The organism is Pseudomonas sp. LAIL14HWK12:I10 (assembly GCF_900184205.1).
GTDB lineage: Bacteria > Pseudomonadota > Gammaproteobacteria > Pseudomonadales > Pseudomonadaceae > Aquipseudomonas > Aquipseudomonas kermanshahensis.
In genome coordinates, this window is the sequence record NZ_FXWU01000002.1 from 547,396 (window position 1) to 568,466 (window position 21,071).

Annotated in this window: 17 protein-coding genes; 14 read left to right on the top strand and 3 right to left on the bottom strand. The window is 61.0% G+C overall.

Annotation, left to right across the window (positions count from 1 at the left end; genetic code table 11):
- Positions 1-2 precede the first annotated feature (2 nt).
- The 9 genes from sdhA to QOS90_RS06475 all read left to right on the top strand — a co-directional run bounded on the left by sdhA (position 3) and on the right by QOS90_RS06475 (position 13,365).
- Positions 3-1,775 carry a succinate dehydrogenase flavoprotein subunit gene (sdhA, locus tag QOS90_RS06435; protein ID WP_027592875.1) on the top strand — a complete coding sequence of 591 codons (1,773 nt, stop codon included), beginning with the start codon at positions 3-5 and terminating at the stop codon, positions 1,773-1,775.
- An 11-nt stretch (positions 1,776-1,786) separates the two neighbouring features.
- Positions 1,787-2,491, top strand: coding sequence for a succinate dehydrogenase iron-sulfur subunit (locus QOS90_RS06440; RefSeq protein ID WP_008091906.1), 705 nt, complete (start codon positions 1,787-1,789; stop codon positions 2,489-2,491).
- Positions 2,492-2,736: 245 nt separating this feature from the next.
- On the top strand, positions 2,737-5,568 hold the full coding sequence (locus QOS90_RS06445) for a 2-oxoglutarate dehydrogenase E1 component (protein WP_027592874.1): 2,832 nt from the start codon (positions 2,737-2,739) through the stop codon (positions 5,566-5,568).
- Positions 5,569-5,610: 42 nt separating this feature from the next.
- Positions 5,611-6,831, top strand: a complete 1,221-nt coding sequence (odhB, locus tag QOS90_RS06450) for a 2-oxoglutarate dehydrogenase complex dihydrolipoyllysine-residue succinyltransferase (RefSeq protein WP_027592873.1) — start codon at positions 5,611-5,613, stop codon at positions 6,829-6,831.
- 93 nt (positions 6,832-6,924) lie between these two features.
- A complete protein-coding gene (gene lpdA, locus QOS90_RS06455) occupies positions 6,925-8,361 on the top strand; it encodes a dihydrolipoyl dehydrogenase (protein WP_027592872.1) in 1,437 nt (478 codons plus the stop codon).
- 172 nt (positions 8,362-8,533) lie between these two features.
- Entirely contained in the window at positions 8,534-9,700 is a 1,167-nt protein-coding gene (gene sucC / locus QOS90_RS06460; RefSeq protein WP_008091914.1) for an ADP-forming succinate--CoA ligase subunit beta, read from the top strand.
- A complete protein-coding gene (gene sucD, locus QOS90_RS06465; protein ID WP_003254203.1) occupies positions 9,700-10,584 on the top strand; it encodes a succinate--CoA ligase subunit alpha in 885 nt (294 codons plus the stop codon). The genes sucC and sucD overlap by 1 nt, the downstream gene beginning before the upstream one ends.
- A gap of 494 nt (positions 10,585-11,078) precedes the next feature.
- Complete coding sequence (brnQ, locus tag QOS90_RS06470; RefSeq protein ID WP_027592871.1) at positions 11,079-12,392, top strand: branched-chain amino acid transport system II carrier protein; 1,314 nt, start codon at positions 11,079-11,081, stop codon at positions 12,390-12,392.
- Positions 12,393-12,615: 223 nt separating this feature from the next.
- A complete protein-coding gene (locus tag QOS90_RS06475; RefSeq protein WP_027592870.1) occupies positions 12,616-13,365 on the top strand; it encodes a DUF599 domain-containing protein in 750 nt (249 codons plus the stop codon).
- Between the two features lie 67 nt (positions 13,366-13,432).
- Here QOS90_RS06475 and QOS90_RS06480 read toward each other — a convergent pair whose 3' ends face one another.
- Positions 13,433-13,708, bottom strand: a complete 276-nt coding sequence (locus QOS90_RS06480; RefSeq protein ID WP_027592869.1) for a hypothetical protein — start codon at positions 13,706-13,708, stop codon at positions 13,433-13,435.
- A gap of 153 nt (positions 13,709-13,861) precedes the next feature.
- On the opposite strand from QOS90_RS06480, the gene QOS90_RS06485 reads away from it, so the two are divergent.
- From QOS90_RS06485 to QOS90_RS06500, 4 genes are all read left to right on the top strand, one after another.
- Positions 13,862-14,338: a PaaI family thioesterase gene (locus tag QOS90_RS06485; RefSeq protein WP_085272565.1), complete on the top strand. Its 477-nt coding sequence runs from the start codon at positions 13,862-13,864 to the stop codon at positions 14,336-14,338.
- Positions 14,335-14,817, top strand: a complete 483-nt coding sequence (locus QOS90_RS06490) for a PaaI family thioesterase (RefSeq protein ID WP_027592867.1) — start codon at positions 14,335-14,337, stop codon at positions 14,815-14,817. The genes QOS90_RS06485 and QOS90_RS06490 overlap by 4 nt, the downstream gene beginning before the upstream one ends.
- 70 nt (positions 14,818-14,887) lie before the next feature.
- On the top strand, positions 14,888-16,792 hold the full coding sequence (gene htpG / locus QOS90_RS06495) for a molecular chaperone HtpG (protein ID WP_085272566.1): 1,905 nt from the start codon (positions 14,888-14,890) through the stop codon (positions 16,790-16,792).
- A 64-nt stretch (positions 16,793-16,856) separates the two neighbouring features.
- Positions 16,857-17,582 (top strand): dienelactone hydrolase family protein, encoded by a 726-nt coding sequence (locus tag QOS90_RS06500; protein WP_027592865.1) that lies wholly within the window; start codon positions 16,857-16,859, stop codon positions 17,580-17,582.
- A gap of 227 nt (positions 17,583-17,809) precedes the next feature.
- Here the strand turns inward: QOS90_RS06500 and QOS90_RS06505 are convergent, their stop codons facing one another.
- A complete protein-coding gene (locus tag QOS90_RS06505; protein ID WP_085272567.1) occupies positions 17,810-18,673 on the bottom strand; it encodes a pirin family protein in 864 nt (287 codons plus the stop codon).
- A gap of 115 nt (positions 18,674-18,788) precedes the next feature.
- Here QOS90_RS06505 and QOS90_RS06510 point away from each other — a divergent pair, with 115 nt between their 5' ends.
- The gene (locus QOS90_RS06510) at positions 18,789-19,793 is read left to right on the top strand and encodes an amidohydrolase family protein (RefSeq protein ID WP_085272568.1); all 1,005 of its coding nucleotides are present in this window, start codon (positions 18,789-18,791) and stop codon (positions 19,791-19,793) included.
- 55 nt (positions 19,794-19,848) lie between these two features.
- Here the strand turns inward: QOS90_RS06510 and fabB are convergent, their stop codons facing one another.
- The gene (gene fabB, locus QOS90_RS06515) at positions 19,849-21,069 is read right to left on the bottom strand and encodes a beta-ketoacyl-ACP synthase I (RefSeq protein ID WP_027592862.1); all 1,221 of its coding nucleotides are present in this window, start codon (positions 21,067-21,069) and stop codon (positions 19,849-19,851) included.
- Positions 21,070-21,071 lie beyond the last annotated feature (2 nt).

Genomic DNA, 21,071 nt, shown 5'->3' on the forward strand with positions numbered 1-21,071 from the left:
CCATGGCTAGCATTCCAACTATTTCCTTCGACGCCATCATTATTGGTGGCGGCGGCGCCGGCATGCGCGCAGCGCTGCAGCTGGCTCAAGGTGGTCACAAGACTGCCGTAGTGACCAAGGTCTTCCCGACCCGTTCGCACACTGTATCCGCCCAGGGCGGCATCACCTGCGCCATCGCTTCGGCCGACCCGAACGATGACTGGCGCTGGCACATGTACGATACCGTCAAAGGTTCCGACTACATCGGTGACCAGGACGCTATCGAATACATGTGTCAGGAAGGCCCGGCTGCGGTCTTCGAGCTGGACCACATGGGCCTGCCGTTCTCGCGTACCGAAACCGGCCGTATCTACCAGCGTCCGTTCGGTGGCCAGTCCAAGGACTTCGGCAAGGGTGGCCAGGCTGCCCGTACCTGCGCCGCTTCCGACCGTACCGGTCACGCGCTGCTGCACACCCTGTACCAGGGCAACCTGAAAGCCGGCACCACCTTCCTCAACGAGTACTACGCCGTTGACCTGGTGAAGAACCAGGACGGTGCGTTCGTTGGTGTGATCGCCATCTGCATCGAAACCGGCGAAACCCTGTACATCAAGTCCAAGGCCACCGTTCTGGCTACTGGCGGTGCGGGCCGTATCTACGCCTCGACCACCAACGCCCTGATCAACACCGGTGACGGTGTCGGCATGGCCCTGCGTGCCGGTGTGCCGGTGCAGGACATCGAAATGTGGCAGTTCCACCCAACCGGCATCGCCGGCGCCGGTGTACTGGTCACCGAGGGTTGCCGCGGTGAGGGTGGCTACCTGATCAACGCCCACGGCGAGCGCTTCATGGAGCGTTACGCGCCGAACGCGAAAGACCTGGCCGGCCGCGACGTCGTTGCCCGTTCCATGGTCAAAGAAATCATCGCCGGCAACGGCGTGGGCCCGAACAAGGACCACGTACTGCTGAAGCTGGACCACCTGGGCGAGGAAGTGCTGCACAGCCGCCTGCCAGGTATCTGCGAACTGTCCAAGACCTTCGCCCACGTCGACCCAGTGGTCGCGCCGGTGCCGGTCGTGCCGACCTGCCACTACATGATGGGTGGTGTTGCCACCAACATTCATGGCCAGGCCATCACCATGGACGCCGAAGGCAAGGACCACATCATTCCGGGCCTGTTCGCCGTAGGTGAAGTGGCATGCGTATCGGTCCACGGCGCCAACCGCCTGGGCGGTAACTCGCTGCTCGACCTGGTCGTGTTCGGCCGTGCTGCCGGCCTGCACCTGGAAAAGGCGCTGACCGAAGGCGTCGAGTACCGCGATGCCAGCGACACCGACGTCGATGTTGCCCTGAACCGCCTGAACAAGCTCAACGAGCGTACCACTGGCGAAGACGTGGCAAGCCTGAAGCGCGAGCTGCAAAGCTGCATGCAGAACTACTTCGGTGTATTCCGTACTGGCGAATACATGCAGAAGGGTATCGAGCAGCTGGCTGGCCTGCGTGACCGCATCGCCAACGTGAAGATCAACGACAAGTCCCAGGCCTTCAACACCGCGCGTATCGAAGCGCTGGAGCTGCAGAACCTGCTGGAAGTCGCCGAAGCTACCGCCATTGCGGCCGAAGCCCGTAAAGAGTCGCGCGGTGCTCACGCCCGTGAAGACTTCGAAGACCGTGACGACGAAAACTGGCTGTGCCACACCCTGTACTACCCGGGTGAGAAGCGCGTTGCCAAGCGCGGCGTCAACTTTGCGCCGAAGACCGTGCCGGCCTTCGAGCCTAAAATCCGGACTTACTAAGGGTGGCTGCTATGTTGAAAGTCGAAGTTTATCGTTACAACCCCGACACCGACTCGGCGCCCAAGATGGAGTCGTTCGACGTCGATACCGGCGGCAAGGACCTGATGGTCCTGGACGTACTGGCACTGATCAAGGAAAAGGACGAGGGCTTCTCGTACCGTCGCTCCTGCCGTGAAGGCGTGTGCGGTTCCGATGGCATGAACATGAACGGCAAGAACGGCCTGGCCTGCATCACCCCGCTGTCGGGCGTGGTCAAGGGCAACAAGCTGGTGCTGCGCCCGCTGCCGGGCCTGCCGGTCATTCGTGACCTGGTCGTCGACATGAGCATCTTCTACAAGCAGTACGAGAAGGTGAAGCCGTTCCTGCAGAACGACACCCCGGCTCCGGCCATCGAGCGTCTGCAGTCGCCAGAAGAGCGTGACAAGCTGGACGGTCTGTACGAGTGCATCCTGTGCGCTTGCTGCTCGACCTCTTGCCCGTCGTTCTGGTGGAACCCAGACAAGTTCCTGGGCCCCGCTGCTTTGCTGCAGGCCTATCGCTTCCTGGCCGACAGCCGTGACACCAAGACCCAGGAGCGCCTGGCGTCCCTGGATGACCCGTTCAGCGTCTTCCGCTGCCGTGGGATCATGAACTGCGTAAACGTTTGCCCTAAGGGTCTGAACCCAACCAAGGCAATCGGTCACGTACGTAACATGCTGCTGCAAAGCGGTACCTGATTCAAAGCGTTGTACCTGCAGTAAGCCGAGGTGCGGGTGGTGAGCCCGCACTGAGGTAAAACTCGAGCAAGGGCCCACAAAGCCCGCGCTCATTACCTATGAAGATATGAGACCAGCAGGGGCTTTCCGGGCTGGTACCCGGAAAATCAGCAAGATCCAAGTGGCGTGGTTCAGTCGCTGTGTTCGGACTTTTCCAGGTTTGCTGTGGCTCTCGCCGATCGTCCCCTAACCGAGGGTGACCAAGCATGCAAGAAAGCGTGATGCAGCGCATGTGGGAAAGCGCCCACCTTTCAGGTGGTAACGCTGCATATGTGGAAGAGCTCTACGAGCTTTACCTGCACGACCCTAACGCTGTGCCAGAAGAGTGGCGCACTTACTTCCAGAAGTTGCCAGCCGACGGCAGCACCGCTACCGATGTATCGCACTCGACAATCCGCGACCATTTCGTACTGCTGGCAAAGAACCAGCGCCGCGCCCAACCGGTATCCGCCGGGAGCGTGAGCAGTGAACACGAGAAGAAGCAGGTTGAAGTTCTGCGACTGATCCAGGCCTATCGTATGCGCGGCCATCAGGCTGCCAAGCTCGACCCGTTGGGGTTGTGGCAGCGCCCTGCGCCCGTAGACCTGTCGATCAATCACTACGGCTTGACCAATGCCGATCTTGATACGACCTTCCGTGCCGGCGACCTGTTCATCGGCAAAGAGGAAGCGAGCCTACGCGAGATCTCCGAGGCGCTCCAGAAGACATATTGTCGCACCATTGGCGCCGAGTTCACCCACATCGTCGATTCCGAGCAGCGCAGCTGGTTCCAGCAGCGCCTTGAAAGCGTGCGCGGCCGTCCGGAATTTTCCGCTGACGTGCAGGCTCACCTGCTCGAGCGCGTCACGGCCGGTGAGGGCCTTGAGAAGTACCTGGGCACCAAATACCCAGGCACCAAGCGTTTCGGCCTGGAAGGCGGCGAAAGCCTGATTCCGATGCTGGACGAGATGATCCAGCGCTCCGGCTCCTACGGTACCAAGGAAGTCGTGATCGGCATGGCCCACCGTGGCCGTCTGAACGTGCTGGTCAACACCTTCGGCAAGAACCCGCGCGAGCTGTTCGACGAGTTCGAAGGCAAGAAGATGAACGAGTTGGGCTCCGGTGACGTGAAATATCACCAGGGCTTCTCCTCCAACGTGATGACCACCGGTGGCGAAGTTCACCTGGCCATGGCGTTCAACCCGTCCCACCTGGAGATCGTTTCGCCAGTGGTCGAGGGTTCGGTGCGCGCCCGTCAGGACCGCCGCAACGACACCGTTGGCGACAAAGTGCTGCCGATCTCGATCCACGGCGATGCTGCGTTCGCAGGCCAGGGCGTGGTGATGGAAACCTTCCAGATGTCGCAGACCCGCGGTTTCAAGACCGGCGGTACCGTGCACATCGTGATCAACAACCAGGTTGGTTTCACCATCAGCAACCCGCTGGACTCGCGTTCCACCGAGTACGCCACCGACGTTGCCAAGATGATTCAGGCGCCGATCCTGCACGTCAACGGTGATGACCCGGAAGCCGTGCTGTTCGTGACCCAGCTGGCCATCGATTACCGCATGCAGTTCAAGCGTGACGTGGTCATCGACCTGGTTTGCTACCGCCGTCGCGGCCACAACGAGGCCGACGAGCCGAACGGTACCCAGCCGCTGATGTATCAGCAGATCAGCAAGCAGCGCACCACCCGTGAGCTGTATGCCGAAGCGCTGATCCAGGCTGGTCGCATCGATGCCGAGCGTGCTCAGGCCAAGATCGACGAGTACCGTAACGCCCTGGACAACGGCCTGCACGTGGTCAAGAGCCTGGTCAAGGAGCCGAACCGCGAACTGTTCGTCGACTGGCGTCCGTACCTGGGCCATGCCTGGACTGCGCGTCACGACACCCGCTTCGACCTCAAGACCCTGCAAGACCTGTCGGCCAAGCTGCTCGAGCTGCCAGAAGGTTTCGTGGTTCAGCGTCAGGTCTCGAAGATCTACGAAGATCGCCAGAAGATGCAGGCCGGTGGCTTGCCGATCAACTGGGGTTATGCAGAGACCATGGCATACGCCACCCTGCAGTTCGAAGGTCACCCGATCCGCATGACCGGCCAGGACATCGGCCGTGGCACCTTCTCGCACCGCCACGCGGTGTTGCACAACCAGAAGGACGCCAGCACCTACGTGCCGCTGCAGAACCTGTTCCCAGGCCAGCCGCGCTTCGACCTGTACGACTCCTTCCTGTCGGAAGAAGCGGTACTGGCGTTCGAATACGGCTACTCGACCACCACGCCGAACGCGCTGGTGATCTGGGAAGCCCAGTTCGGCGACTTCGCCAACGGCGCGCAAGTGGTGATCGACCAGTTCATCACCAGCGGCGAGCACAAGTGGGGCCGTCTGTGCGGTCTGACCATGCTGCTGCCGCACGGCTATGAAGGGCAGGGCCCGGAGCACTCCTCCGCGCGTCTGGAGCGTTACCTGCAGCTGTGCGCCGAGCACAACATTCAGGTCTGCGTACCGACCACCCCAGCTCAGATCTACCACCTGCTGCGTCGCCAGGTCATCCGTCCGCTGCGCAAGCCGCTGATCGTCCTGACGCCGAAGTCGCTGCTGCGCCACAAGTTGGCCGTCTCGACCTTGGAAGACCTGGCAGAAGGCTCGTTCCAGACCGTGATCCCGGAAATCGACACCCAGGATCCAGCCAAGGTCGAGCGCCTGGTGCTGTGTGGCGGCAAGGTCTACTACGACCTGCTGGAAAAACGCCGTGCCGAAGGCCGCGAAGACATCGCCATCGTGCGTATCGAGCAGCTGTACCCGTTCCCGGAAGACGACCTGGTCGAAATCCTGGCGCCGTACACCAACCTCAAGCATGCAGTCTGGTGTCAGGAAGAGCCGATGAACCAGGGCGCCTGGTACAGCAGCCAGCACCACATGCGCCGTATCCTGGGCCGCCACAACAAGGCACTGGTCCTGGAATACGCCGGCCGCGACGCGTCTGCCGCGCCAGCCTGTGGTTACGCTTCGAAGCACGCCGAACAGCAGGAAAAACTGCTGCAAGACGCCTTCACTGTTTAACGCCTTCGCGCACCTGAAACCGAATTTAAGGAAACACTGATAATGGCTATCGAGATCAAAGCCCCAACCTTCCCGGAATCGGTCGCCGACGGCACCGTTGCCACCTGGCACAAGAAGCCGGGCGACGCCGTCAAGCGTGACGAGCTGATCGTCGACATCGAGACTGACAAAGTCGTCCTGGAAGTCCTGGCCACCGCCGATGGCGTGCTGGGTGACATCGTCAAGGGCGAGGGCGATACCGTCCTGTCCGACGAGCTGCTGGGTTCGATCGTTGAAGGTGGCGCTGCCGCTGCGCCTGCTGCTGCTCCGGCCGCTGCTGCCCCGGCTGCCGCTGCCGCCGATGCTGGCGAAGACGACCCGGTTGCCGCGCCTGCCGCACGCAAGCTGGCTGAAGAGAACGGCATCGACCTGGCTACCGTTGCCGGCACCGGCAAAGGCGGTCGCGTCACCAAGGAAGACGTTGTCGCTGCAGTCGCCAACAAGAAGTCTGCACCTGCTGCTGCGCCGGCTGCCAAGCCTGCCGCTGCCGCTGCTGCCCCGGTTGTGACCGCCGCTGGCGATCGCACCGAGAAGCGCGTGCCGATGACCCGTCTGCGTGCCAAGATCGCCGAGCGTCTGGTCGAAGCCCAGTCCAACATGGCGATGCTGACCACCTTCAACGAAGTCGACATGACCGAAGTCATGGCCCTGCGTTCGAAGTACAAAGACCTGTTCGAGAAGACCCACAACGGCGTACGCCTGGGCTTCATGTCGTTCTTCGTCAAGGCTGCCACCGAAGCCCTGAAGCGCTTCCCGGCTGTCAACGCCTCGATCGACGGCAACGACATCGTCTACCACGGTTTCGCCGACGTCGGCGTTGCCGTCTCCAGCGACCGTGGCCTGGTAGTACCGGTGCTGCGTAACGCCGAGTCGATGAGCCTGGCTGAAATCGAGAACGGCATCGCCACCTTCGGCAAGAAGGCCCGTGATGGCAAACTGTCGATCGAAGAAATGACCGGCGGCACCTTCACCATCACCAACGGTGGTACCTTCGGTTCGATGATGTCGACCCCGATCGTCAACCCGCCGCAGGCTGCCATTCTCGGCATGCACAACATCATCCAGCGCCCGATGGCCATCAATGGTCAAGTGGTCATCCGCCCGATGATGTACCTGGCGCTGTCGTACGATCACCGCCTGATCGACGGCAAGGAAGCGGTAACCTTCCTGGTCACCATCAAGAACCTGCTGGAAGATCCGTCTCGCCTGCTGCTGGACATCTAACCCTCTGGCTGCGTACCGTTCGGCCCCTGGCTTCGAAAGAGGCGGGGCCGTGCGGTTCGCGGCTTGTAGCTTGTAGCTGATAAGGAATCTTTTATGACCCAGAAATTCGACGTAGTGGTGATTGGTGCAGGTCCTGGCGGCTATGTGGCTGCCATCAAGGCTGCCCAACTTGGTCTGAAGACTGCCTGTATCGAGAAATACACCGACGCCGAGGGCAAACTGGCCCTGGGCGGCACCTGCCTGAACGTAGGTTGCATTCCGTCCAAGGCGCTGCTGGACAGCTCCTGGAAGTACAAGGAAGCCAAAGAGAGCTTCAACGTCCACGGTATCTCCACTGGCGAAGTGAAGATGGACGTCGCCGCGATGGTTGGCCGCAAGGCTGGCATCGTCAAGAACCTGACCGGTGGCGTTGCTACCCTGTTCAAGGCTAACGGCGTTACTTCGATCCAGGGCCACGGCAAACTGCTGGCCGGCAAGAAAGTCGAAGTCACCAAAGCTGACGGCACCACCGAAATCATCGAAGCCGACAACGTGATCCTGGCCTCCGGCTCGCGTCCGATCGACATTCCGCCGGCTCCTGTCGACCAGAACGTCATCGTCGACTCCACCGGCGCCCTGGAATTCCAGTCGGTTCCAAAGCGTCTGGGTGTGATCGGTGCGGGCGTGATCGGCCTGGAGCTGGGCTCTGTATGGGCTCGCCTGGGTGCTGAAGTCACCGTCCTGGAAGCCCTGGACACCTTCCTGATGGCTGCCGACACCGCCGTGTCGAAAGAAGCCCAGAAGACCCTGACCAAGCAAGGCCTGGACATCAAGCTGGGCGCTCGCGTCACCGGCTCGAAAGTCAACGGCAACGAAGTCGAAGTGACTTACACCAATGCCGAAGGCGAACAGAAGATCACCTTCGACAAGCTGATCGTTGCGGTCGGCCGTCGTCCAGTGACCACTGATCTGCTGGCTTCCGACAGCGGCGTCACCATCGACGAACGTGGCTACATCTTCGTCGACGATCACTGCGCTACCAGCGTGCCGGGCGTGTTCGCCATCGGTGACGTGGTACGTGGCATGATGCTGGCGCACAAGGCCTCGGAAGAGGGCATCATGGTTGTCGAGCGCATCAAAGGCCACAAGGCCCAGATGAACTACGACCTGATCCCATCGGTTATCTACACCCACCCGGAAATCGCGTGGGTCGGCAAGACCGAACAGTCCTTGAAGGCCGAGGGTGTTGAGGTTAACGTAGGCACCTTCCCGTTCGCGGCCAGCGGCCGTGCGATGGCAGCCAACGACACCGGTGGTTTCGTCAAGGTTATCGCTGACGCCAAGACCGACCGCGTACTGGGTGTGCACGTGATTGGCCCATCGGCTGCCGAACTGGTACAGCAGGGCGCAATCGCAATGGAATTCGGCACCAGTGCCGAGGATCTGGGCATGATGGTCTTCAGCCATCCAACCCTGTCCGAAGCGTTGCATGAAGCAGCGCTGGCAGTGAATGGCGGCGCCATTCACGTGGCCAACCGTAAGAAGCGTTAATTATAAGAAACCACGGCGGGCTGCCCGTCGTGAGTCTTGCGTGCATGACTCACCGCGGAAAGTCCGCCGGATCGGACTACACGGGATAACCCGGGGTTAACGGTCACAGGTGGTGCGGCGCCAGCAATGGCGCAGCGCCGAAGCGCAGTACCTAACGAAGACGGTAAAAAGCATGAATCTTCACGAGTATCAGGGTAAGCAGCTGTTCGCTGAATACGGCCTGCCAGTTTCCAAGGGTTTCGCTGTCGATACCCCTGAAGCTGCAGCAGAAGCTTGCGACAAGATCGGCGGTTCCGAGTGGGTTGTTAAAGCCCAGGTTCACGCAGGTGGTCGCGGTAAAGCGGGCGGCGTCAAGCTGGTTCGCAGCAAGGAAGACGCCAAGGCGTTCGCTGCGCAATGGTTGGGCAAGCGCCTGGTAACCTACCAGACCGACGCCAACGGTCAGCCAGTGACCAAGATCCTGGTCGAATCCTGCACTGACATCGCCAAAGAGCTGTACCTGGGCGCTGTAGTCGATCGCTCGAGCCGCCGCATCGTGTTCATGGCCTCCACCGAAGGTGGCGTGGACATCGAGAAAGTCGCTCACGAAACTCCTGAGAAGATCATCAAGGCTACTATCGATCCGCTGGTCGGCGCTCAGCCGTTCCAGGGTCGTGAACTGGCATTCCAGCTGGGGCTGGAAGGCAAGCAAGTTGCTCAGTTCGCCAAGATTTTCGTAGGCCTGGCCAAGCTGTTCAAAGAACACGACCTGGCCCTGCTGGAAGTCAACCCGCTGGTCATCAAGGCCGACGGCGACCTGCACTGCCTGGATGCGAAGATCAACATCGACGCAAACGCCATGTACCGTCAGCCTAAGCTGAAAACCTTCCACGACCCGTCGCAGGACGATCCTCGTGAAGCCCACGCTGCCAGCTTCGAGCTGAACTACGTGGCCCTGGAAGGCAACATCGGCTGCATGGTCAACGGTGCCGGCCTGGCCATGGGTACCATGGACATCGTCAACCTGCACGGCGGCAAGCCAGCCAACTTCCTCGACGTAGGTGGTGGTGCTACCAAAGAGCGCGTTACCGAAGCCTTCAAGATCATTCTGTCCGACAGCAATGTCGCGGCCGTTCTGGTCAACATCTTCGGCGGCATCGTTCGCTGCGACATGATTGCCGAAGGCATCATCGGTGCAGTGAAAGAAGTCGGCGTTAAAGTTCCGGTCGTCGTTCGCCTCGAAGGCAACAACGCTGAACTGGGCGCTAAAGTACTGGCAGAAAGCGGTTTGAACATCATTGCGGCAACCAGCCTGACCGACGCTGCTCAACAAGTTGTCAAAGCTGCGGAGGGCAAGTAATGAGCGTCCTGATCAATAAAGACACCAAAGTCATCTGCCAGGGCTTCACCGGCTCGCAGGGTACTTTCCACTCCGAACAAGCCATCGCCTACGGCACCAAGATGGTCGGCGGCGTTACCCCAGGCAAGGGTGGCACCACCCACCTGGGCCTGCCGGTGTTCAACACCGTCAAGGAAGCTGTGGAAGCGACCGGCGCTGATGCTTCGGTCATCTACGTTCCGGCTCCGTTCTGCAAAGACTCGATCCTGGAAGCGGCCTTCGGCGGCATCAAGCTGATCGTCTGCATCACCGAAGGCATTCCTACCCTGGACATGCTGGATGCCAAGGTCAAGTGCGACGAGCTGGGCGTTACCCTGATCGGCCCTAACTGCCCAGGCGTCATCACCCCAGGCGAGTGCAAGATCGGCATCATGCCAGGTCACATTCACTTGCCAGGCAAGGTCGGTATCGTTTCGCGTTCCGGCACCCTGACCTATGAAGCCGTTAAGCAGACCACCGACGCCGGCTTCGGCCAGTCGACCTGCGTCGGCATCGGCGGTGACCCGATCCCAGGCTCCAACTTCATCGACATCCTGAAGCTGTTCCAGGAAGACCCGAAGACCGAAGCGATCGTCATGATCGGTGAGATCGGTGGTTCGGCTGAAGAAGAAGCCGCGGCCTACATCAAGGCCCACGTCACCAAGCCTGTCGTTTCCTACATCGCGGGTGTTACCGCACCTGCGGGCAAGCGCATGGGCCACGCTGGCGCCATCATCTCTGGCGGCAAAGGCACTGCGGACGAGAAGTTCGCTGCGCTGCAGGACGCCGGTGTTAAAACCGTGCGTTCGCTGGCCGACATCGGCAAGGCCCTGGCCGAGCTGACTGGCTGGGAAGCCAAGAAGTAATACGCTTCACCCCCCACGCGCACAGAGGCCACCTTCGGGTGGCCTTTGTCGTTTACGGGTTGTGGCAATCCACAGCTAGCCGATTCTGTAGGAGCAGCCTTGTGCTGCGAAGAGGCCGGTGCAGCCACCCTTAATCTCTATTGCCCACACTGGCCTCTTCGCAGCACAAGGCTGCTCCTACAAGGGGAGAGGCATACAGTGGGTTTTTCGATGGGTTTGATAGGGATTTTCACACAGACACTTTCCGCCGCGCTGCGATAATTACCCCGTCCCCGGCCGCACAGACGACAAACACATACGCACATCGGACAAGCAGCACTGTGCCAGTGCGTTTAACTGCTAAAACAGTTAATCTACGCGTTCACTCTGTGCCCGTCCCCCAAAAGGGAACGACACGCTAAACGGGTCTGGCTCACCAAGCCGGGCAGCATTTCCCTCATCCATAGGGAAATCCCCTCTCGAATCCCGATTTCAGCAGTGTGGTACTACCTTAAATGAAAGTTCTAAAAGGCCAGGATATCCTGGCGCTTGGCTTTATGACGTTTGCGCTTTTCGTGGGCGCCGGCAATATCATCTTCCCGCCTATCGTCGGTCTGCAGTCTGGCCCGCACGTGTGGATGGCGGCCCTTGGCTTCCTGGTGACCGCCGTGGGCCTACCCGTCATCACCGTGGTCGCGCTGGCCAAGGTCGGTGGCGGCATGGATGCCCTGAGCAGCCCGATCGGCAAGTTCTTCGGTGGCCTGCTGGCCGCCGTGTGCTACCTGTCGGTTGGCCCGCTGTTCGCGACGCCGCGTACCGCGACCGTGTCGTTCGAGGTCGGTGTGGCGCCGTTGACCGGTGAAAGCCCGTTGGCGTTGTTCATCTACAGCCTGGTGTATTTCATCGTGGTGCTGGCGGTGTCCATGTATCCGGGCAAACTGCTCGATACCGTGGGGCGTTTCCTTGCACCGCTGAAGATCATCGCCTTGGCCGTGCTGGGCATCGCCGCGTTCGCGCTGCCTGCCGGCACCATTGGTGAAGCGCAACCGGCCTATGCCGCCGCGGCGTTTTCCAAGGGCTTCTCCGATGGTTACCTGACCATGGACACCCTGGGCGCGCTGGTCTTCGGTATCGTCATCGTCAATGCGATCCGCTCGCGCGGTGTCGAATCGCCGAAGCTGATCACCCGCTATGCCATCATCGCCGGCCTGATCGCGGGTGTGGGCCTGGCACTGGTGTACATCAGCCTGTTCCGCCTGGGTGCTGGAAGCCACGAAATCGCGGCTGACGCTACCAACGGCGCAGCCGTACTGCATGCCTACGTGCAGCACACCTTCGGTTCGCTGGGCAGCGGCTTCCTGGCCGTGCTGATCGCCCTGGCGTGCCTGGTGACCGCGGTTGGCCTGACCTGCGCGTGCGCCGAGTACTTCAGCCAGATTCTGCCGCTGTCGTACCGCGCACTGGTGGTGATCCTGGCGGGCTTCTCGCTGCTGATTTCCAACCTGGGCCTGACCAAGCTGATCATGTTCTCGATCCCGGTGCTGACGGCAATCTACCCGCCGTGCATCGTGGTGGTGGGCCTGAGCTTCGTGAAGGACCTGTGGAACTCGCCAACGCGCATTCTTGCGCCGGTCATGCTGGTGTCGCTGGTGTTCGGTATTGTCGACGCGATCAAAGGCAGCAGCCTGGCGCATGTCCTGCCGGACGCCGCTGCACACCTGCCGCTGAGCGATCAAGGCCTGGCCTGGCTGGTGCCGTCGGTGGTCACCCTGGCCGCTGCTGTGGTCTGCGACCGCATGCTGGGCAAGCCGCGCGAAGCGCTGGCTTGATAGGTTGAAGCCTGAGGGCGGCACCGGCCACAAGCCGTAGGGTGCCTGCCAGCGGTTCAAACTTGAAAACCCCGCGTCCGAAAGGGCGCGGGGTTTTTGTTTGTGTGCACCGGCGATGGGCTGGGCAGGCAAAAACAATTTGTGACAGCGGTGTGTCTTTCCGGGCTTGCGGGCGTCGAAATGCGGTCTCTACTCTTGTGCACCTGGCTTTCGGGAAACCTGCATGAACTTCATTCAAAGCAATCTCAACAACCTGCTGGCAATCGCCTGGTTTGTCGCCTGCTGGGGCGGCTATACCCGCTATGCCATCTGGAAAGGCCGCGACACCGCCTGCCTGGCCAGCGTGCTGCACTTGTACCGTGAAGACTGGATGCGCCGCATGTTGCTGCGCGACAACCGCATTGCTGACGCCAGCGTGATCGGCAACCTGGAGCGCAATGCCTCGTTTTTTGCCTCCAGCACCCTGATCATTCTTGCTGGTATTCTGACTGTGCTCGGCGCTTCGGACCGGGCGTTGTCGCTGCTGGCTGACCTGCCCTTGGTGCAGCAGGCGTCCCAGGGCATGTCGGAAATCAAGCTGCTGTGCCTGGCGACCGTGTTCGTCTATGCCTTTTTCACCTTCAGCTGGTGCATGCGCCAGTACAACTTTGCAGCCGTGCTGGTCGGCTCTGCGCCAATGATTGGTGAGCGCCTGGTCAATGAACTGGAGCGCAAGGCATTTGCCTCACGGGCGGCGAGGGTGCTGTCGCTGGCGGCCAACCAGTTCAACTTCGGGTTGCGCGCTTATTACTTTGGCATGGCCATGTTGAGCTGGTTTATCAGCCCCTGGTTATTTATGGGCATGAGTGTCGGCGTAGTGCTGATTCTGTACCGCCGCGAGTTCCATTCCGATGTGCTGGATGTGATGGTGTACACGCCCACGGAAAGTGCGCCGATTGATACCGCTAAAGAAAGTTCCGTTTCCGGTGCCTGAAACGTTTAATCTTTAAACTGCAGGTACAAAAAAACCCGACATTGTCGGGTTTTTTTGTACGCGCCGATTACTGCTTGGCAGGTTCGGCCGGAGTAGCAGGTGCTGCTTCCGTCGACGGAGCGGCTTCTTCAGCTGCCTTCTGCTGCGCTTCGGCCTGATCTTTGGCGGCTTCGGCGTTTTCCTTGGCGGCTTCGTTCATCTTATCCTGAGCTTCGCCCATCTTTTCCTGGGCTTGCTCAGCGTGTTGCTGCGCGTCCTGGGCTTTATCTTCGCTCGCTTTATCGCAAGCGGCCAGGCCCATGGTAGCAGCCAGCATGAGAGCAAAAGCAAAAGGTTTACGCATGGGGGTGTTTCTCCTTGGTGGAATAAGTGACTTGTTCCTTCGAGTGCAACTACGCGGAAGAAGTTCCGCGAAGGTTACAGATATATAACCCCCCGTTCTATATAGACTTTTTAACGTTTTTATGCCGTTGCATCAGCGGCCCGGGAACTTGCGATGAGCGATTCAAGCTTGATGGCCATGGCCGAACGTTTTCTGTCGGCCTTGAAGCATTGTCAGTTGTTGCACATGCGCGTGGCACATGCCGACGCCGACGGCATGACGTTGATCCTGCCGTGGTCGCCTGTGATCGTCGGCAACCCGCAAACCGGCGCGGTGCACGGCGGGGCGCTGACCACGTTGCTGGACACCACCTGCGGCATGGCCACCCTGTGTGCACTGCCGCGATTCGAGGTGTGCCCGACCTTGGACCTGCGCATCGACTACATGCACGCGGCCGAAGCCGGCAAGGACATCTTTGGCCACGCCCAGTGTTATCGGGTTACCCGGGATGTGATCTTCACCCGTGGCAGCGCCTACCAGGACGACCCCGACCGGCCGATCTGCCAGGTGGTAGGCACGTTCATGCGCCTGGGGCCGCAAGTCAAGGGCGGCCTCGGCTTTGGCAACCGGCTCAAGGAAGGTGACGCATGATCCCGCTCGAAATCCGTCAGCAGCTCAATGCGGCCCATGCGGTCGGTGACTACCGGCCCCTGCTGGCGTTGATTCCCTATGCTGGCTTGATCGGCATCGAATGCGAGCGCGAGGGCGAGGACCTGTTGTTTCGCCTGCCCGCCAGTGCAGACAACATTGGTAACCCTTTACTGCCCGCGATCCACGGCGGGGTGATCGCAGGCTTCATGGAGCTTTCCGCAGCGCTGTATCTGCTGATCTTCAGCGAGAGTGCGAGCATTCCGAAGGTCATCGACTTCTCCATCGACTACCTGCGCGCCGGGCATTTTCGCGACACGTATGCCCAGTGCCAGCTGTGGCGCCAGGGGCGGCGGGTGACCAATGTCGCCATCACCGCCTGGCAGGGTGATCGGCAGTCGCCAATTGCCACTGCGCGGGCGCATTTCAAGATCGAACCGGAAAAGCCCTTGAAATCGTCTGGGCAGCCCCCATCTGCATGACATCCGCCATTAACGCAGGCCGAACCGGCTGCCAGGCGCCCACTGTCATCTGATCGGAGTTTTGAAGACCATGAGTGTGGAAACACAAAAGGAAACCCTGGGCTTCCAGACCGAGGTAAAGCAGCTGCTGCACCTCATGATTCACTCGCTGTATTCCAACAAGGAAATCTTCCTGCGTGAGCTGGTTTCCAATGCCTCCGACGCCGCTGACAAGCTGCGCTTCGAGGCCTTGGCCAAGCCGGAACTGCTCGAGGGCGGCGCGGATCTGCGCATTCGGCTGAGCTTCGACAAGGACGCCGGTACGATCACGCTCGACGACAACGGCATCGGCATGAGCCGCGAAGACGTCATCACCCACCTGGGTACCATCGCCAAGTCCGGCACCGCCGACTTCATGAAGAACCTCACCGGTGACCAGAAGAAGGACTCGCACCTGATCGGTCAGTTCGGTGTGGGCTTCTATTCGGCCTTCATCGTGGCTGACAAGGTCGACGTCTATAGCCGTCGTGCTGGCCAGCCAGCCTCCGAGGGTGTGCACTGGTCGTCGAAAGGCGAGGGCGAGTTCGAAGTCGCAACCGTCGACAAGCCAGAGCGCGGTACCCGCATCGTCCTGCACCTGAAGAAGGACGAGCAGGAGTTTGCTGATGGCTGGCGCCTGCGCAACCTGGTCAAGAAGTACTCCGACCACATTGCCCTGCCGATCCAGTTGCCAAAGGAGCAAGCCGCTGCCGAAGGCGAAGAACAGCCCGCCGAGGAATGGGAAACCGTCAACCGCGCCAGCGCCCTGTGGACCCGTCCGCGTACCGAAATCAAGGACGAGGAGTACCAGGAGTTCTACAAGCATATCGGCCATGACTTCGAAAACCCGCTGGCCTGGAGCCACAACAAGGTCGAAGGCAAGCTCGAATACAACTCGCTGCTGTACGTGCCGGCCCGCGCGCCGTTCGACCTGTACCAGCGTGAAGCACCGCGTGGCCTGAAGCTGTATGTGCAGCGCGTGTTCATCATGGACCAGGCTGAGTCGTTCCTGCCGCTGTACCTGCGCTTCATCAAAGGCGTGGTCGACTCCAACGACCTGTCGCTGAACGTGTCGCGCGAGATCCTGCAGAAAGACCCAATCATCGATTCGATGAAGACTGCGCTGACCAAGCGCGTGCTGGACATGCTGGAGAAGCTGGCGAAGAACGAGCCTGAGCAGTACAAGGGCTTCTGGAAAAACTTCGGCCAGGTGCTGAAGGAAGGCCCGGCCGAGGACTTCGCCAACAAAGAGAAGATCGCAGGCCTGCTGCGCTTCGCTTCCACCCATGACGACAGCGGTGAGCAGAGCGTCGCCCTGGCCGACTACCTGGGTCGCGCCAAGGAAGGCCAGGACAAGATCTACTTCCTCACCGGCGAGACCTACGCGCAGGTCAAGAACAGCCCGCACCTGGAAGTCTTCCGCAAGAAAGGCATCGAGGTCCTGCTGCTGACCGACCGTATCGATGAGTGGCTGATGAGCTACCTCAACGAGTTCGACGGCAAGAGCTTCGTCGACGTTGCCCGCGGCGACCTGGACCTGGGCAAGCTGGACTCCGAGGAAGACAAGAAGGCTCAGGAAGAAGTCGCTAAAGACAAGGAGGGCCTGGTCGAGCGCCTGAAAGGCGCGCTGGGTGAAAGCGTTGCCGAGGTGCGTGTTTCCCACCGCCTGACCGACTCGCCGGCTATCCTCGCCATCGGCGAACAGGACCTGGGCCTGCAGATGCGTCAGATCCTCGAAGCCAGCGGGCAGAAGGTGCCGGATTCGAAGCCGATCTTCGAATTCAACCCGACCCACCCGCTGATCGAGAAGCTGGATAACGAGCAGAGCGAAGACCGCTTCGCCGAGTTGTCGCACATCCTGTTCGATCAGGCGGCCCTGGCGGCCGGTGACAGCTTGAAAGACCCGGCGGCCTACGTTCGTCGCCTGAACAAGCTGCTGGTCGAGCTATCTGCTTGAGTTGATGCAAAGGAAAGCCCGCTTCGGCGGGCTTTTTTCATGGTGAAGCCTTAAGGAGTGCTTGATGAGCAAGGTAATCGTCGAATCGCTGGTTTATCACCTGTCCGGCAAAACGTATGAAAGCCGTCTGGTCCATGAGCCCGGTGCGCTACCTAAGCCTGGCCTGGTGATGGCGCCGAACTGGATGGGTATTGGCGAAGGTGCCGAGCGCATTGCCAAGGAAGTGGCCGAGAAGGGCTATGTGGTGCTGATTGCCGACCTCTATGGGCAGTCGGTGCGGCCGTCCAATGCCGACGAGGCAGGTGCGGCGATGATGCCCCTGAAGAACGACCGCGCCGAGCTGCGCAAGCGCATGAATGAAGCGCTGTCGCAGTTGCTGGCGCAGTCGAAGGCACTGCTGGACCCTGGCAAGGTGGCCACCTTCGGCTTCTGCTTCGGCGGTTGCTGTGCGTTGGAGCTGGCGCGTACGGGCGCCGACCTGAAGGCGGCGGTGTCGTTCCATGGCACGCTGGACACCCCGAATCCTGAAGATGCCAAGCGTATCAAGGGCTCGGTGCTGGTGTTGCATGGCGCAGCGGACCCGCTGGTGCCGAAGGAGCAACTGCCGGCGTTCGAGGAGGAGATGAGCGCGGCCAAGGTCGATTGGCAGCTGCTTAGCTATGGTGGTGCGGTGCACTCGTTCACTGACCCGAATGCCAATGTACCGGGCAAGATGCAGTACGACCGCAAGACATCGGAGCGGGCGTTCCGCTCGATGCACAATCTGCTGACTGAAGTGTTCCAACGCTGACAGTGCATAAGGGCCGCTGCGCGGCCCTCTCGCCGGCAAGCCGGCTCCCACCCGAACTGTGTAGCCTCCAAGTCTAGCGCCGCACCTGTGGGAGCAACTGTCTTGTGGTGCTTGTCCCGGCCTCTTCGCGGGCAAGCCCGCACACAGGTATCTGCGCAGGCTCAGACCCTGTGAGGACCCTGTGGGAGCTGGCTTGCCAGCGATTGGGCAGCAAAGCGGCCCCCCATTTATCTTGGTAACGCGATACGCGAGGTCTCCCCCGGTACCGTAGGCCAATCCCCCGCAGCCCACCTCACCCTGGCCTGCTCGATCAAGGCCGGATCGCTCGCCACGAAATTCCAGTTCATCCGCCGCGGCCCATCCAGTGGCTCGCCGCCGATCAACACCAGCTGGCATTCACCCTCTGCATACAATGTCATCTGCTCACCCTCGGGCAGTACCACCAGGCTGCATGGCTCAACCTCCTCATCATTGAGCATCAACTCGCCATCCAGCAGGTAGAGCGCCCGTTGCACTGGCTCATCAGGTACCCGCAATGCAGTGGCGGGCTGCATCTGCACATGCGCGTAAAGGGTAGGGGAGAGCACGGGCACCGGCGATTCGAGGCAGAAGCCACTGCCCGCAATCATGCAGATGCGCACACCAAGGCTATCGCTCACCGGCAGGCTAGCCGCCGGGTGGTGGCTGTAATGGGGCGTGCCTTGTTCGAGCGCGCGGGGTGACGCCAGCCACACCTGCAGGCCATGCAGGCGCGAGCCTCGGGCAAGCGCACTGGCAGGGGTGCGCTCGACATGCGCCACGCCACTGCCTGCCGTCATCCAGCTGACATCGCCCGGCTTCACGTGCTGTTCGGAGCCGAGGCTGTCCTTATGCAGGATCTCGCCTTCGAACAGGTACGTCAGCGTCGACAAGCCGATATGCGGGTGCTGGCGTATGTCCATGCCATGGCCTGGGGCGTAGTCGGTTTCGAGCATATGGTCGAAGAACACGAACGGGCCGACGCTGCGGCATTGGGCCGAGGGCAGCGGGCGCAAAATCGGCTGGCCCTCGACCGACTCGGCACGTGGGCGGATGACCAGGGGGCTGCTCATGAGGGGCTCCAGGCAGGTTGCAAGTGCTCCAAGCATAGCGGTTTGCCGGGTATGGCTGAACTGCTGCGCTTGGCGGTCGGTCTACCCTGTTCGAACCAGGAGAAGGAAGCTGCCCATGATCGCCAGAATGCTGGCTGGCGCGTTGTTGTGCGCAGGGGTGTGCCTGTCGGCGCAGGCGCGTGATTACCGCTACAGTGATGCCCATCTGCACTACGTCGACTTTTTCCAGGAGACGGAAGGCATGCCGGCGTTGATCAAGGCCATGGATGAAGCCGGCATCGAGCAGTCGATGATTTCTGGTATTCCGGTGGCCAAGAAATGGCATGAGGACGAACCCAAGCGCCCGCGCTACTACGCCGGGGACGACGCCGATGCCTATTGGTACAGCGCGACCGATACCTACGTGGCGGCAGCGGTGCAAGAACTGCCCGCAGCGCAGCGCAAGCGCTTTCATCCGTTTCTGACCGGCTTCAACCCGGTGGACAAGAACGCGGTCAGCCATATCGAGCGCATGCTTGATCTCTACCCTGGGCTCTGGCAGGGCATTGGCGAGGTGTTCACCCGCCACGACGACCTGACGGCGTTGACCAGCGGTGACACTCCGCGCGCCAACAACGAGGCCATGACCCGCATCTATCACCTGGCGGCCGAGCGGGACTTGCCAGTGCTGCTGCACTCCAACATCACCTCCAAGCGTGAGCGCAACCCACTGTACCTGGCCGAAATCGAAGAGCCGCTGCGCAATCACCCGCACACGCGTTTCATCTGGGCGCATGCTGGCAGCAGCATGGAAATTCATCGGCATCAGACGCAGATGGACTTTCTGCTGCCGGTGCTGACGCGGTTGCTGGAGGATTACCCGAACCTGTATGTCGACCTGTCGTGGAGCGTGCTCGAGCCTTATCTGCTGGATGACAAGGGTGTGCCGCGCAAGGTTTGGGTGGCGTTGGTAGAACGTTACCCGGAGCGGTTCATGCTCGGGTCGGATGTGGTGGGCAAGTTTGGGAGCCTTGGCGAGCAGATGCACGGGTTCAAGCCGTTTCTGGATGCGTTGCCGGAGGCGGTGGCGCACAAGGTGGCCAAGGATAATTTTCTGGCTGTGTTGCCCAAGGCTAGGTAACACAAAAGAAAACGCCCCGAACCAGTCGGGGCGTTTTCATTACTGCTTCAAGGCCTTACTTGCCTTCCCAGCGCTTGAGCACCAGGGTAGCGTTGGTGCCGCCGAAGCCGAAGCTGTTGCTCATGACCGTATCGATCTTGGCGTTTTCTTCGGTTTGACGCAGGATCGGCAGGTCGGCGACTTCCGGGTCCAGCTCGTCAATGTTGGCGGAGCCGGCGATGAAGTTGTTTTCCATCATCAGCAGGCAGTAGATCGCCTCGTGCACGCCAGCGGCGCCCAGCGAGTGGCCCGACAGGCTCTTGGTCGAGCTGATCTTCGGTGCCTTGTCGCCGAACACGGCGCGAACACCTTTGATCTCGGCAACGTCACCGACCGGGGTCGAGGTGCCGTGGGTGTTCAGGTAGTCGATCGGGGTGTCGACGGTGGACAGTGCCTGCTGCATGCAGCGGATGGCGCCTTCGCCGCTTGGGGCAACCATGTCGTAGCCGTCGGAGGTCGCGCCGTAGCCAACGATTTCGGCGTAGATCTTGGCGCCACGGGCCAGAGCATGCTCCAGCTCCTCGACTACCACCATGCCGCCACCGCCTGCGATGACGAAGCCATCACGGTCGTTGTCGTAGGCGCGCGAGGCCAGTTCCGGGGTTTCGTTGCGCTTGGTCGACAGGGCGCCCATGGCATCGAACAGGAACGACTGGCTCCAATGCTCTTCTTCACCACCGCCGGCGAAGACGATGTCTTGCTTGCCCCACTGGATTTGCTCCAGCGCGGTGCCGATGCAGTGTGCACTGGTAGCGCAGGCGGAGGAGATCGAGTAGTTCAGGCCCTTGATCTTGAACGGCGTGGCCAGGCAAGCCGAAACGGTGCTGCCCATGGTGCGGGTAACACGGTATGGGCCGACGCGCTTGACGCCTTTCTCGCGCAGGGTGTCCAGCGCTTCCATCTGGTTCAGGGTCGAGGCGCCGCCGGAGCCGGCAACCAGGCCGGTACGCGGGTTGGAAACCTGCTCTTCAGTCAGGCCGGCGTCCTTGATCGCGTCCTGCATCGCCAGGTAGGCGTAGGCCGCGGCGTGGCCGACGAAGCGGTAGACCTTGCGGTCGATCAGTTCTTCGAGGTTGAGGTCGATCGACCCGGAAACCTGGCTGCGCAGCCCCATTTCCTTGTATTCCGGGTTAAAACGGATACCCGGACGGCTGTTACGCAGGTTTTCGGTGACGGTCTCTTTGTCATTGCCCAGGCACGATACGATGCCCAGACCAGTGATAACGACGCGGCGCATGC